Consider the following 13,985-nt stretch of genomic DNA (forward strand, 5'->3'; position numbering starts at 1 on the left):
GGACTTCGTCTGGTGGATTGTCGAACCTGTTCAACAGACTCAATGAAGGTACCACTTTCTAGCACGTAAGGAACCGAGCCGACTTGGAGATGGAGCCTCTACCCGCTAATCGTTGACTCACTCAACACGGGACCATCTATTGTTAAATTAGCTGAGGTGGTGTATAATATCTGTTGTTTGGGCCTGTAGCTCAGCTGGGAGAGCGCTGCGTTCGCAACGCAGAGGTCGGGAGTTCGAGCCTCCTCGGGTCCACCATACAAAACGCCCATCAGGACATCATTTCTAGTGGGCGTTATCAGTTTATGCAGCAAGAACTCCACGAACTTGTCACGGTACCTCTGTTATACAGATAGGGCATCAATCCGCTCAAAATGCCTCCCAGAATCTTAAACAGGAACGTCTAGCGTTCAGATTACCCATGTAATTGGCCAAGATGCAGCACCACTCTGCTTGGTTCGGCATAGGTTATAGCAGACTATGGGAGGGAGCAAGGAGGATTATGATGCCGCTATGGTCTGTGGTATTACTAGGTCTTTCCGTGAGTGTAGACAGTTTTGCCTTGGGGATCGCCTATAGTATGCAGAAGATTAGAATCCCCTGGTTTAGCCTGTTAATCATCGGCTTTTGTACTGCATCTTTGATGGGGCTTTCCATACTTATTGGCCAATCCACCTCATGGATTATCCCCGAGGCTTTTTCTGTTGTGATCGGTGGGGGAATATTGGTAGGTATTGGCTCTTGGCAACTGTTCCAAGGGTGTAAAAGTTATCTACGACAGCTGCGAAAGAGGACCCTTATTGGACAACTTGGGCTGATTAAAGATCCCGGTGCCTTCGATATAGACCGCTCCGGTTCCTTAGATAGGTTTGAGTCCTTGCTGTTGGGGCTTGCCTTAGGGATGGACGCCTTTGCCGCGGGATTTGCTGTGGCGATGTTGGGGTTTGCTTGGTGGCATATTCCAATCGTAGCTTCAATCTGTGTAGGTTTGGTGTATATCGGGTTTTGGGTGGGAAGGCGTAACGCCATCTGTTGGTTAAGTCAGCGGGGTTTTGTCCTCTCGGGGTTGCTGTTGATTGGTTTGGGTCTGTGGCGTTTGCTCTTCTGATGTGCTGGACTTACTCTGCCTTTTGGATGCGTACATGAACTGGTCCGCCTTACTCAGCAAAGTAACCAGATCCGTGCCGTCATCGGGATAACTAGCTAACCCGGCACTAATATCCAAGGAGATGCCCCATTGCTTAGTCAATTCTTTCAGCAATTCGCAGCATCGGTTAGCGATCCGTTCCGCTTGTATCCGACCGCTTTGTACAAACAAAATACAGAATTCATCGCCGCCGAGGCGGGCGACGTAATCGGTTTCCCTGCAGGTGCTTAAGAAGGATTCTGCGACAATTTGGAGGAGTCTGTCCCCGTATGGGTGTCCGTAGGTATCATTAATGTCCTTGAAGTTATCGATATCAAAGAAGGCAAGGGTGAAGGTGGAATTGTAGCGTTTTGCCCGGTTTAGCTCCCGTTTGACCGATTCGGCAAATCCTCTACGATTGAGGATTCCTGTGAGTGGATCCTGCATGGCACTACAACGATATTCCTCGTTTTCTCTCAGTAACAGACGGGCGCCGTGGAAGCCGCCGACACTTACCAGAATTGTGCCTACTCCAGCAAGGGTCAGTACCAGCAACGGGGAGAGAACGCCCTCACCGCAAAGATTGGCAAAACCTGTAAGGGTGGCCATAACCAAGACCGTAACACCCACGCAATAAAGACACGCACAACTGCTATGAGGGAATTTTCTTAAAAAGGGAAAAATAAAAGTTATCCATAGCACAGCAAGACCAAATAATGAGAAGTAGCAAACTGTCTGAGTCATGCAAGCGCCCCATTCTCTCTAAAGTGCTGAGACTGCCTATCTGCACTTGTACATGGTCACTACCGCAAAAGTTGTGCACTAGTATGTAATTTTCAGGTCAATTGATGTTGTTCCTACTTCTTCGTTGATCACTCTTGCCCAATGGAAATGTCGGCTCTTTGCAATTTTCCGTATCATGATACACGAATCCTCTGTTTATTAACTTCGACCAGGGAAGGGGGTTTTCCTGCTAGTCCTAGAGGGAGGAAAATAGGGTTCTTTCTAGAAAATTGGTGAGGAAGGAGGTTGGCAGTATGGGAGTTCGATTCATTGTAGGTAGAGCTGGTACGGGGAAGACCCATCATTGCATCACCAGCATCGCGCAGAAAGCCAAGGATAACCCCACTGGTCCACCGATTGTGCTGCTTGTTCCTGATCAAGCTACTTTTCAGATGGAGCACAGGTTACTTGAGTGTCAGTTGCCTTCCTTTAGCCGAATCCATGTGTTTAGTTTTGGCAGACTCGCAAACTATGTTTTTTCTTTGGAGGGCGGTAGAATCGCCCCTGAAGTGCGAGATTTGGGAAAACAGATGCTTCTGCGGCGTCTAGTGGATAGGCGGTTGCCTGAGCTGATGGTCTTTGACCGGGTGGCCCGGTACCCGGGATTTACCAAGTATCTGGGGGTACTGTTTACAGAACTGTGCAACTGGAGTATTTCCTTAGAGGATCTCAAGCAAGTTGCCGGGTCCGGTGCGTATCTGGATGCTAAGCTGCACGATATTGCATTGTTGTACCACGATTATCTGGAATACTTAGAACAGGGATATTTTGACCCGGATACTGCCCTGGATCTGCTTGCCGACGCATGCGATGCCTCCTTTGTTCAACAAGCTGAGTTCTGGATTGACGGGTTCTCCGGTTTTACTCCCCAGGAATACAAGGTGTTGGCCGGGGTGATGCAGCACGCAGCACAGGTGCATATAGCGCTGTGTTTGGACGCGGATTTACTTGAACGGGCCCCACGTCCCACCAATCCCTTCTATCCAGTGTGGATGACCTATCAAAGATGTCACCGCTTGGCACAACAACAAGGCGCTTCTATTACTATTGGGCCCCTACTGTCAAGACCCTATCGATTTAGGAAAGAAGTGCTGAAGCATCTGGAGGCTAGTTTTGCTACGACCAGCATTGCGCCCTATCGAGGGAAGATCGACGGATTAGAGATAGTTGCCGCTGCGGATCGGCGTCATGAAGTGGAGATTGTGGCACGGCGAATTGTGCAATTGGTGCAGTCTGGTATGCGTTATCACGAGATCGGTGTCATTTTACGGGATTTTGGTCCCTATGGGGAATTGATCCATGATATTTTCACCGACTATGGTATTCTTCATTTCCTAGATCGTCGTCGGAGGGTGACCCACCATCCTTTGGCGGAGCTAGTTCATTCTGTATTACAAATGGCCCATGGGGGTATCACCCAGGATGCCCTGTTTCGGTTGCTAAAGACTGACCTAACCCCGCTTGAGACTGACAGGATAGATCTACTGGAAAGATATTGTCTGGAGACACAACTCAGTGGTCGAGATTGGTATCAGCCATGGACCGACGGAGTGCTTGAAGACATACGGGAGAGGGTAATAGACTTGCTGGAGCCGTTTTGCCAGGCGGTGGGACAAGCTGGCAGCGTTCGGCAAATGACCAGAATTCTTTACGATTGGCTCCTGCAGTTGAAGGTACCAACCCGGCTTGTGACCTGGAGTGAGGAGGCAGCAGCCAAGGGTGATTTAGTCAATGCCAAGACCCACCTGGGTGTTTGGGATGTGTTTGCCAGTGTCTTAGAACAGGTGGTCGAGGTACTAGGTGATGAGTCCTTAGAATTAGACCAGTATCTAGCAGTCATCGAATCAGGCCTAGAGGGGATGCAGCAGGGGTTGATTCCCTTGGGATTAGATCAGGTGCTTGTCGGTTCCGTTGAGCGTTCTCGGCAACCGGAGCTAAAGGCAGTGTTCGTCCTTGGGTTATGTGAGGGGGAATTCCCAAGTTGCAGGGAACCGGATTCCCTGATCAACGATGATGAACGAAGACAGCTAGCTGCCATGGGAATTGAGCTGGGGTATACTCTCACAGACAGACTTGTCTTGGAGCAGTATCTCGCCTACATTGCCGTCTCTAGGGCGTCTAGTTTCCTGCATTTGAGTTACTGCCAAAATGACGAAAACGGTCGCTTTCTAGGCCCGTCGAGGATTGTGGAACGAATCTGCAGAGTCTTTCCAGGTTTATCCTTAAGGGAAGTGGTTCGGCCAGAAAGCGGCGCCTTTACTGGGCAGGGCCAGTTTTACATAGAACGGCTTCGGGAAAGCGTCAATGTGAAGGATGTGGTGCTCAATCTAACCGGGGCCTTGGCTACGCTGCAAAGGGCAGGTTGGGATATTCCCAGTGAGCTCCTTGGTGTATACCAGGAGATTAAACGGAAGTACCCCGAGGCCTCCGAGTTTGTCTTATCGAGTCTGACTTATGATTTGCGTCCCCAGCGACTCAACGTGGACGTAACTCGGAACCTTTTCCCACGCACAAGCAGTGTCAGTCAGGTAGAGACCTTTGCGGCGTGTCCCTTTAGACATTTTCTACAGTACGGCTTGCAGATCAGACCAGTTGATAGGCGCCAATTCACTCCCGTTCAGCGAGGTATTTTGATCCATCGAGCCCTAAGTGCCTATGGACAGAAGCTAAACAATATGGGGCTTGATTGGAGTGATGTTAGTAGGGAACAGTCAGAACAGCTGATCCGGGAGATTGTCGAAGGGCTTTTGCAGGAGCTTGCCCGTGAAGTAAACATGCCCCCGGCCACCCTAGCTTACTATGGGAGATCATTACAGGGTACCTTAACCTGGGCCGTGTCTGTGCTGAGTCTTCACGATGAGCAAGGGCAGTTCAAACCTGTAGCCTATGAGCAAAGATTTGGATACAACCAAGAATGGCCGGGTCTACAATTTGATTTAGCTGGAGACAAAATTGTGGTACGAGGCAGTATTGACCGTATTGATCTAGCTTGTGCCCAGGACCAAGCTCTTGTACGGATCATCGATTACAAAAGCAGTAGGCAGAAACTAGCTTTGGAACAGGTCTACCATGGATTATCCTTACAGTTGATGGTGTACATGCTTGTTGTCTTGGACCAGAACCCCCGTTTGCTTCCCGCAGGTGTATTGTACTTTCCTATTACCGATCGCTTTGTGAACAGTAGTGGGCCGATGACCCAAGAGGAGGCACTGGCCATTCGTCTCAAACAGGTGGCCATGACTGGCCTATTGGTGAAGGATGTAGCAGTGGTGAGTCTGATGGATCCGGTGGAACAGGGTTATTCCCAACTTCTTTCCGGGGTGATGGTTAAAAAAGACGGTACCCTTAGTGACCGGGGTAATCTATTTGAACCGGAGGGGTTTGAGCGATTAAGCAAGCATGTTACAGCTAAGCTTTCCAGTTTCATCTACCAATGGCTCAGCGGTGTTGTAGACGTGGCCCCCTACCGGTTGAAAAGGGAGACAGCCTGTAAATACTGTGACTATCCGAGTATTTGTGCCTTTGAGGCTAACGTAGGTGGACTTGCCTACCGGGACCTTGTATCCTATTCTGATCAGCAAGTTTGGGAGTTGATGCAATATGAAGATACCATCGCCTTGGACTAAGGAACAGTGGGAGGCCATTAGTGCTAGGAACTGCGATTTACTCGTATCAGCCGCTGCGGGTGCGGGTAAAACCGCTGTTTTGGTTGAGCGGATCAGCCGCTTGATCACCGATCCCCAAAACCCCGTTGATCTGAACCAGCTACTCGTGGTGACCTTTACCGAGGCGGCCGCCCGGGAGATGAAGGAGCGAATTGGCCTAAAGCTAACGGAGACTTTGGCTCATCATCCCGAGGACTACCGCTTGGCGATGCAGTTGACCATGCTAGATAGTGCCGCTATTTCCACCATCCACGCCTTTTGCCTGAGCATCATGCGCCGTTACTTCTATGAGCTAGAGCTAGACCCGGCTTTTCGTGTTCTTGATGAGGCGGAGTCAATCCTTTTGCGGGGGGAACTAGTGGATGATCTTTTCAACAGGCTGTATCGGGAGGGAGATCCAAGGTTTATTGAAGTAGTTGATTCCTTTGGCGGCTTTGATACCGACGGTGCCCTAAAAGCGATGGTAGGACAACTCTATGACTTCAGTCGGAGTATGCCTGATCCTGCTGGTTGGTTGGATGCCGCCTTGGATAATCTTGACGATCTTGGGTTGTGGCAGGACTTAGCCTGCAAACAGATGGCAATGGCACTCACCTGTCTGATCGAAGACTATCTGTATGTCCGGAGGTTGTGTCAGAACTACGGGCTAGATCGATATGGGGATCTATTGTCTGAGGAGCTGCTACTCTTTGATGAGTTGCGACAGAGCGCTCAGCAAGACAATTGGACACTACTAACGGGTCTTGTTGAGGAAGTCACCTTTCGGACGTTGCCCCGGGTAAAGGATGCAGACCAGCGGGTTAAGGAAGCGGTTCAGGCTGTCCGTACCGAGGCCAAAGACCTAATGGCTCGCCTAAGGACCGAGTACCTTCGCCCAGAAGGATTAGGTGAGGAACTGTCACGGGCCAAAGAGCTGATGGCGATCATATCCAATCTGGTGTTACAATTTGGTCAAAGCTACCGGGAGGAGAAACTGCGCCAGGGAAAGGTAGACTTCTCGGATCTGGAGCATTACTGTCTTCGACTTTTGCGCATGCCCCAGATCCAACGGGACCTTGCAGGTTGCTATCGGTATGTGTTAGTGGACGAGTACCAAGACATTAACGGGGTACAGGAGGAGATTCTTAATCTTTGTGCCCAAGGTGCAGATAAGTTTATGGTGGGAGACATTAAGCAGAGTATTTATCGGTTTCGCTTGGCGGATCCGGGGTTGTTTCTGGCGAAATACGAACGATTTACTCCCGAGGACACAGACAAGAAACGGGTGGACCTAAGTACCAATTTCCGATGTCAAAGGCAGATTATTAATGCTGTAAACTTCATATTTCGGCAGTTGTTTTCAAAGGAAGTTGGCGAGTTAGAGTATGATTTACAGGCGGAGCTTGTATGTGGTCGGCAGGATGCTTCGGAACCGGGGACTACCAAGCTTCATCTTGTAGAGGGTGATGTGGAGGATAAGGAATTACATCCAGGTATTGAGGCCGCCCACCGGGAGGCCTTGGTAATGGCGGCGGAGATTAGGGAAATGGTCGGTAGTTTGTCTGTTTATGACAAAGGGCAAAGAGAATTAAGACCTGCGACCTATTCAGATATTGTCATCCTAGTGCGGTCGATGACCCATAGTGACAAGATCCTGGAGGCCTTTGATCGATGTGGTATTCCTGCCCATGTGGAACTTAGTGGTGGTTATTTTGGTGCGACGGAAGTGCAAACGATCCTATCTTTGCTCAAAGTGATCGACAATCCTCGCCAGGACATTCCCTTAGTTGCGGTCTTACGCTCACCTATTGTGGGACTTACTGCCGAGGAGCTAGGTAGGCTGCGCATCAAGTCCCCAGAGACGGATTTTTATGATTGCCTGCTAGAAGAAGGATGTGGTGAGAAGGTTCAGAAATTCCTAGAGCAACTGGAGGACTTTCGGACGGTAGCCCAAAGATGTCCATTAAATCAGCTGATCTGGCATATCTACCGGGAGACTGGGTACTATGACTATGTCACCGGTTTGCCCAATGGTGCACAACGCCGGGCCAATTTGCGCGCTCTTTACGATCGAGCCCTGCAATTTGAGGAGTTCTCCCAGCAAGGCCTGTTTCGCTTTTTGCAGTTTATTGGGGAACTTGAGGCAAAGCGGGAAGATATGGCTCCCGCCTGCGCTGTGGGTGAGAAAGATGACGTGGTGCGAATCATGAGTGTTCATAAGAGTAAGGGGCTGGAGTTTCCGATCGTGTTTGTCGGTGGTTTGGGTACCAAATTCAACTTCTCGGATCTTTATGGTGATGTACTGTGGTCTAAGGAACTGGGCTTAGGTCCAAAGATTGCCGACTCGGATTTACGATTTAAGTACCCATCGTTACCCTGGATCCTAATTAGGGATGAAAAGAGAGCCCTTGCTCTGTCCGAGGAGATGCGCATTTTATATGTAGCCTTGACCCGGGCGAGGGATCATTTGATTCTTGTGGGTACAGTGGGCAGCTTGGAACGTAGTTGCACCAGTTGGTCCCGTTCCTTGGGAGTAGAAGGGTGGACTCTACCCACAAGTATGCGGCTACAGGCCAGCTCCTACCTTGATTGGTTAGGACCTGCGGTGATTCGTCACGGGAGCGGTACAGTGCTTCAGGATATCGCGCAAAGCAATCAAGGGACTAATCTACAGGTCCAAGAGAGTGATGTGGACTGGGAGATTAAGCTGTGGCGAGGAGAGGAGTTGGCCCTGCTAGAGGAACAGGTGACAACAGAACAAGGGGATCTGAGTAATGGTGGTGATGACCTTAGCCTGTGGGAGGAGCTGGAGCAAATCCTCAGTTGGGAGTATCCCTTCGGGCACCTAGCGGGAATCCCCGCAAAACTGACGGTAACCGAGGTGACTAAAAGAATCAGTATGACTGAGGAGGAAGAAGACCTCCTTGCCTTAGCGGGGTTACATCAACCTCGCAGACCAGCCTTTGTGCAGGAGCGGGGCATGACTCCTACCGAATACGGGACGGCCATTCATACTGTTTTGCAGCACCTTCATCTGAAACCCCCGATGAATAGAACCGATATTGAACAGGAGCTTACGCGGCTGGTAGAGAAGCGGATCATTTCCAAAGAGCAGGCCATGGAAATTGAGATCGAGAGTCTAGTTAGTTTCTTCAAAAGCTCCCTTGGTCAGCGACTTTTAGCTGCGACGCGGGTGGAACGGGAGATTCCCTTTACGTGTAGGATGCCAGCCCGTATTCTTCTGCAAAAACCGGTGGATGAGCCCGTTGTGCTTCAAGGAGTAGTAGACTGTCTCTTTCTGGACGCCACCATGCACAAATGGGTACTCATTGATTTTAAGAGTGATCAAGGAGGGATTGTGCCAAAACGGCTAGAGGCCTACCGAAGACAAATCAAGATCTACCGTGAAGCTTTGCTGTTGCAGGACTGGCCCGTGGATGAAGGATATTTGTGCTTCCTTAGTACGGACCAGATTCTGCAGGTTTTCTAGATGTTATTGCTATTGGTAAAAAGCAAGTTGTTATCAATGGTTTGGCAGAAGCTATAGAATGCTCTTCTTGACAAAGCCAGATCAGTGTGATAGGTTAAAGCTAGACAGGACAATGTTGTTGTTTTGTCGTAATACACTCTCAGGAGGAATTTAGTTACATGGCAATTGGAACGGTTAAATGGTTTGACGCGCGCAAAGGTTATGGGTTTATCGAGCAGCCGAATGGCGAGGATGTGTTTGTGCACTTTTCTGCGATAATTGAGGATGGCTTCAAGACGCTTGAAGAAGGACAGGAAGTAGAGTTTGAGATCGTAATGGGAGAAAAGGGACCGCAGGCTGCAAACGTCAGCAAGACCAGCGCCTGAGCGCGTTGCAAATAGCGATAGAATGCTTGCAAATGAAAGACCTCCAATCGGAGGTCTTTTTTTGTTAGCCTGTATAGGATTTGCAGCCACTTTGCAGTGGGTTTGAATTCTCAAAGGGGAGGAAGGATCCCGCCATATTTGGTAGCGGCAAAGCTAATCCAAACCAAGGACAAAAGAAGCAGCATGCACCCCAAGGCTGGTTCTTTTCCCTTTGCTGGTTTCGGATCACGCAGTAGTCGTCCTGAGAAAAACAGCAGTAGCAAAAATCCAATCATCGATGGCCAACGAATATAGTCATACTGTTTTGCTATTGTCTGGAAGAACACAGCAAATGAACCAAAACTACCCAGTCCCGGTAACGCCATCAGTGACAACAGACTTAAGTTCTGACACCAATGGGCCCGGGGGCTAAGTAAGTAAAGTGTCAAAGCAACACCGCTACTGATACTGATGATTACCGCCCGTCCGCCGTCGATTCCAGGCAGAGACAGAAACAGTATGGAAAAGCCCCCATAGACCAGACTCATCCAGGCCGCAGCCTTGCGCCCGGGTCTTTGGGCCAAACCGATGATGCTGCCGTAGAATATGCTGACAATTCCCAGGATGCCAAGGGTCAGCGGTAGGCTTAACTTGAAGGAGTCAAAGATAGGCATTCCAATCCGCAGTAATCCATAGATCCCGGATTTGGCGAAGGGACCCAAAACCACTGCAGTGATGGTTGCAGGGCAGTGGGCTGTATCTATCAGCCAACGGTGAAAGGGGAATAGTCCCAACCTAATCCCGAAGGCCAGCACTAGAGCGATGAACAGTTGCCAGGCAGCTTGGGGTTCGAAGGTGGACCATGAGGCGATCTGCCAGCTCCCAGTTAGCATATATACTCGGTAGATCAAAAACAGAAGGGGCACCGTTCCAAGCAAAATACATAGAAAGAAGCGTAGTCCCTGGGGTTTTCCTTCCCGGACCAGAAGCCAAGCTATCGGGAGACTTGCCGCGATCCAAAACCCATAGAAGGTCAGCAAATGGGAAGTCAGAAACACTACTTCCAAGGACAGCTGAAGAACAGACAGGGCGACAAGTTGGTGCTTGGCGAGATTCCTCTCTGTAAGCAGAATAGCTAGATTAACGAGGATAGTAAAAAGAAGGAAAGCCAGAGAAAGCTGGTCAAAATCCCCTTGGCCTACACTTTCATTAGGAAACAGCGGCAAGGTGAGCAAAAGCAAAGCGCTGATCTGGCAAACGATTGCTGCCAGACGGAGCTGGGGCAGAAAATGTCTTGGTAAGACCAGAGCAAGCAGTGGTATTCCGGTTAACAACAGGATTCCGTAGATCAAGTCATCCCCTCCTTACTTGTTGCTTGGTCCTTGTAGGCAACTTTGGCAGTGCAGTGCGGGAAACAAGGAACTCGAAGCGATGTAAAGACCCCGGTATGAACATGAGACGACGCAGGATGCTTTTACCAACTGGAAAATGGAATAGGACGACGCACAGTGCCCCAAGGAGCATCCCCAAGGGGACATATCTAAACTGGTCGAGACGGGCTAGAAGACTCAGGCTTGCGCAAAGATAGGGTATGCGGTTTAGTCCTCCATAGTGGTAAGCTAGGCTATACCCAAGGAGCATTGATACCGATATTACTAAGGGGAGGGTGTTGGCAATCTCCCCGAAAGGTAGCAGTGTATTGCCAAAGACAGTGGATAGCATCACGCCGGAAACGAGGAACAGCCATTCCTTGTGATTAAACAGCAGACCAACTGCTCCTGCTAATAGGATGACTTGGGGTGATCCGGCTACAAAAACTAGAGCTAGAGGAAGATATGCTCGAATTACCTTACTATGGTGTTGGGGCCGATTTCGCAGACTAAAAGCCAATAGTAACAGGGCGAGCACAGTGGATGTAAGGGCTAGATAATCTAGGTTAAAGACAAAGATGAGCGTATCTCCTAATACTAGGTTCAGATTCACACGATACACCTCGCTTTGGTTCAACATTATACTATAGCTGGTACGATTTGTTAACTGGGGCGGAAAGGCGGAACCCAAATGGGATGCATCCGGGGGTGTGCAGTTTGCACAGGGGGAGTGGATGAATGTCTAAGGAAATCCTTGAAGATGCTTTACGGCTTCCTTCGGTTTCTGCTGAGGCAATCTTAGCCTATGAGCAGAACCAAGAAGCAATGCTCGAGGAGGTGATGCAAGCTCTCAATGAACAGCCTATGATTCAACACTTTTTAGGTGGTAACTCGATAAAGATCCTAAAGATGATGTGGGAAAAGCATGCATTATCCATGCTAACTATCTTTCGCTTCGGTGACTTCCGGATTTTGGCTAGAAGGTTGCCTGGGGCCTATCGCTATTACTTGTCCCAGGGAATAAATCCTGCATTGATTCATATGGGGTTGCAGGCCTGGAAGGAAGCTGTGTCGAACAATCTCCCCCTTCATGAGGCCCACTCTATCCTCGAGGTATACACATGGATAGAAGAACATCACCATTATTGGCTGGAGTTATCTGGAACGAACGAAGCTTCGGTCCCCTTATTCGGTGATGAGAAATGGGATTTTGTCCGAAATAGCTTCATCGACCAACTACTACAGGGAGCCTATTTCGATTGCCTCCAACTTGCCGAAGACAGTATTGCGACCACCAATGATTTATGGAGCTTTTATACAACGGTACTATATCCTACCCTAACGCATATTATCTCCCTTGCAGGAAAAGGGTGTATATCCCTTGCCCAAAGGCAGCTTGCTATTGCGATTATGGAACGGGTAATCGCCTCTTTGTATCTAGTATTTCCGAGATCCGAGCCCCTGAAGCAGAAGGTTCTGGTTGTACCAATTACCGACCCAAGCCAAAGGGTTGATGCCCGAATTACCGCAGATTTGCTACATTTGGACGGTTGGGATGTTGAATTGACCGGTGTAGAGTTACGGCTTGATGAACTGGTGGCAGTCACGCGGAAACTGGAGCCCTTTATTCTTGGCATCTCCATTTCCCACATAGACGGCATTTCGATCGGGCAACAATTCGTGGAAGTGGTACGTCAGGAACCAAAATTAGATCGAGTGCTGATCATGCTAAGCGGTTCTGTACTACAAGGTCACCCTTATCTTGGGCGGAAGCTCGGAGTTGATGGTTTGGCATACGATGCAGTCTCGGCGGTAGAATTAGCAAACCGTTGGTGGAGCTGATAGTAAAATGAGTATGACCCTTTGCTCACTCATGGATAATATCGTAAACTATGTCCTGGAAAAGAGCAATCTGGTGGTAGTTATGTTTGAACGGGGTGGTATGATCCTAGATTGCAGTACATTCCTGATCAGATTACTAGGTCTTAGTGAGAAACCCAAGGGCAAATCACTCTGGAAGTTTGCGCCCTACCCTGAGTGGCTTTATTGTCCTAATGAGAATGATAATGTAGAACTGATCTTTGAATCACCGGGTCTAGAACCTATGACCTTTGTCGGACAGCTGTATGTCGAGGACACCAGCTGTCTGTTCATTGGTGAGGGACCAAGTGCAGCCCCTCAGGTCTTGACCGATATTAGTGTGCTAAACAGCCAGTTGGTAGACCTTACCCGGCGACTAAGCATGCATGCGGTTGCTTTAGAGCGAGCCAATGCCAAGATGAACAAACAGGTCCTTACAGATCCATTAACCGGGCTTGGCAATCGGAGATTCCTCATAGACTATTTGCGCAGAGCCCTTTCCTTTGCCGTTCGTAATGAGCAGACACTTGCGGTGGCTATGGCGGATCTAGACTATTTCAAAAGGGTTAATGATGACTTTGGTCATGATGTAGGGGATCATGTTCTGCAGCAATTTGCCTTGATGCTTCGCACCAATTGTCGCGCCGAAGATGTGGTGGCACGCTATGGCGGCGAAGAGTTTGTGATCGTGTTCCAGAATACCTCTGCGGAAACAGCTGTCAATTGCGCAGAACGGATGCGTCGGGTTTTGCATCAGACCACTTTTGACCGTTTGCCAAGAAGGATTACTGTTAGTTTTGGCGTAACCGAACTGCGCCCGGGGGATACTATTGAGACTTTGCTAAAGAGAGTAGATGAAGCCCTTTATGTCGCCAAGAATCAAGGCAAGAACCGAGTAGCGGTCCTATAGGATCCGTAGAAATGGACAAAAGTCCCATGGTTTCCAAGAAAATGTTGTGCTATAATGAACAATGATTGAGAAAGGCAAACCTGTCGAAAGGCAGGGACGCAAAGCCGCGAGTCTAAGGTGACTAACTATGATAGTCGGGCTGCCGCAGGCTTCGTGTACGGAAATTGTACACGAAGGCTCTTCTATGTGGTTGGCCTTACTAGTGGAGGCATAAGTCTGATGTTATTATACGTAATCATAGTGGTTTTGCTAGGTATATATGCATTGAATCTATACTTGACGATTAAGCAATATGTGAAAGTAAAAAAGCTCCGACGGGAACAGGAAATCGTAAGTCCCAAGGATACTAGTTACTTATCGTCCTTAATAATCCGCACGGTAACACTAACCCTCGGTTTAGCCGTAGGTGGAGTTTGCTTAATTGTTTGATTAGCCTGGTTCATGGACAAAGGGGCCTCGAA

Annotated in this window: 10 protein-coding genes, 1 tRNA gene and 1 riboswitch; of the genes, 8 read left to right on the top strand and 3 right to left on the bottom strand. The window is 49.1% G+C overall.

Annotation, left to right across the window (positions count from 1 at the left end):
• The first annotated feature begins 179 nt into the window (after positions 1-179).
• Both M0Q40_08330 and M0Q40_08335 read left to right on the top strand, forming a co-directional pair.
• Positions 180-255 (top strand) — tRNA-Ala (locus M0Q40_08330).
• A 247-nt stretch (positions 256-502) separates the two neighbouring features.
• Complete coding sequence (locus M0Q40_08335; GenBank protein ID MCK9222615.1) at positions 503-1,105, top strand: manganese efflux pump; 603 nt, start codon at positions 503-505, stop codon at positions 1,103-1,105.
• On the opposite strand, the gene M0Q40_08340 is transcribed toward M0Q40_08335, so the two are convergent.
• Positions 1,034-1,732, bottom strand: coding sequence for a GGDEF domain-containing protein (locus M0Q40_08340; protein ID MCK9222616.1), 699 nt, complete (start codon positions 1,730-1,732; stop codon positions 1,034-1,036). The genes M0Q40_08335 and M0Q40_08340 overlap by 72 nt on opposite strands.
• A 428-nt stretch (positions 1,733-2,160) precedes the next feature.
• Here M0Q40_08340 and M0Q40_08345 point away from each other — a divergent pair, with 428 nt between their 5' ends.
• The 3 genes from M0Q40_08345 (at position 2,161) to M0Q40_08355 (ending at position 9,405) form a co-directional block, all read left to right on the top strand.
• Positions 2,161-5,532 carry a PD-(D/E)XK nuclease family protein gene (locus tag M0Q40_08345; GenBank protein ID MCK9222617.1) on the top strand — a complete coding sequence of 1,124 codons (3,372 nt, stop codon included), beginning with the start codon at positions 2,161-2,163 and terminating at the stop codon, positions 5,530-5,532.
• Positions 5,507-9,040: a helicase-exonuclease AddAB subunit AddA gene (gene addA, locus M0Q40_08350; protein ID MCK9222618.1), complete on the top strand. Its 3,534-nt coding sequence runs from the start codon at positions 5,507-5,509 to the stop codon at positions 9,038-9,040. Before M0Q40_08345 ends, addA begins: the two co-directional genes overlap by 26 nt.
• Before the next feature lie 158 nt (positions 9,041-9,198).
• Complete coding sequence (locus M0Q40_08355; protein ID MCK9222619.1) at positions 9,199-9,405, top strand: cold-shock protein; 207 nt, start codon at positions 9,199-9,201, stop codon at positions 9,403-9,405.
• Between the two features lie 110 nt (positions 9,406-9,515).
• Here the strand turns inward: M0Q40_08355 and M0Q40_08360 are convergent, their stop codons facing one another.
• Positions 9,516-10,736 (bottom strand): hypothetical protein, encoded by a 1,221-nt coding sequence (locus M0Q40_08360; GenBank protein ID MCK9222620.1) that lies wholly within the window; start codon positions 10,734-10,736, stop codon positions 9,516-9,518.
• A 1-nt stretch (position 10,737) separates the two neighbouring features.
• Positions 10,738-11,367: a hypothetical protein gene (locus M0Q40_08365; protein MCK9222621.1), complete on the bottom strand. Its 630-nt coding sequence runs from the start codon at positions 11,365-11,367 to the stop codon at positions 10,738-10,740.
• 125 nt (positions 11,368-11,492) lie between these two features.
• On the opposite strand from M0Q40_08365, the gene M0Q40_08370 reads away from it, so the two are divergent.
• From M0Q40_08370 to M0Q40_08380, 3 genes are all read left to right on the top strand, one after another.
• Positions 11,493-12,596, top strand: coding sequence for a cobalamin B12-binding domain-containing protein (locus M0Q40_08370; GenBank protein MCK9222622.1), 1,104 nt, complete (start codon positions 11,493-11,495; stop codon positions 12,594-12,596).
• Between the two features lie 7 nt (positions 12,597-12,603).
• Positions 12,604-13,524 (top strand): GGDEF domain-containing protein, encoded by a 921-nt coding sequence (locus M0Q40_08375; protein MCK9222623.1) that lies wholly within the window; start codon positions 12,604-12,606, stop codon positions 13,522-13,524.
• 63 nt (positions 13,525-13,587) lie between these two features.
• Positions 13,588-13,671, top strand: a riboswitch (cyclic di-GMP riboswitch).
• A gap of 72 nt (positions 13,672-13,743) precedes the next feature.
• Entirely contained in the window at positions 13,744-13,953 is a 210-nt protein-coding gene (locus M0Q40_08380) for a hypothetical protein (GenBank protein MCK9222624.1), read from the top strand.
• Positions 13,954-13,985 lie beyond the last annotated feature (32 nt).

It is taken from the genome of Limnochordia bacterium, assembly GCA_023230925.1.
In the GTDB taxonomy this organism is placed as follows: Bacteria; Bacillota; Limnochordia; order DUMW01; family DUMW01; genus JALNWK01.

Bases quoted from the DNA above. Each gene is read 5' to 3' on its own strand.
- M0Q40_08355 (MCK9222619.1), top strand. From the start codon at position 9,199: ATGGCAATTGGAACGGTTAAATGGTTTGACGCGCGCAAAGGTTATGGG.
- M0Q40_08335 (MCK9222615.1), top strand. From the start codon at position 503: ATGCCGCTATGGTCTGTGGTATTACTAGGTCTTTCCGTGAGTGTAGAC.
- M0Q40_08375 (MCK9222623.1), top strand. From the start codon at position 12,604: ATGAGTATGACCCTTTGCTCACTCATGGATAATATCGTAAACTATGTC.
- M0Q40_08345 (MCK9222617.1), top strand. From the start codon at position 2,161: ATGGGAGTTCGATTCATTGTAGGTAGAGCTGGTACGGGGAAGACCCAT.
- M0Q40_08380 (MCK9222624.1), top strand. From the start codon at position 13,744: ATGTTATTATACGTAATCATAGTGGTTTTGCTAGGTATATATGCATTG.
- addA (MCK9222618.1), top strand. From the start codon at position 5,507: ATGAAGATACCATCGCCTTGGACTAAGGAACAGTGGGAGGCCATTAGT.
- M0Q40_08370 (MCK9222622.1), top strand. From the start codon at position 11,493: ATGTCTAAGGAAATCCTTGAAGATGCTTTACGGCTTCCTTCGGTTTCT.
- M0Q40_08340 (MCK9222616.1), bottom strand. From the start codon at position 1,732: ATGGCCACCCTTACAGGTTTTGCCAATCTTTGCGGTGAGGGCGTTCTC.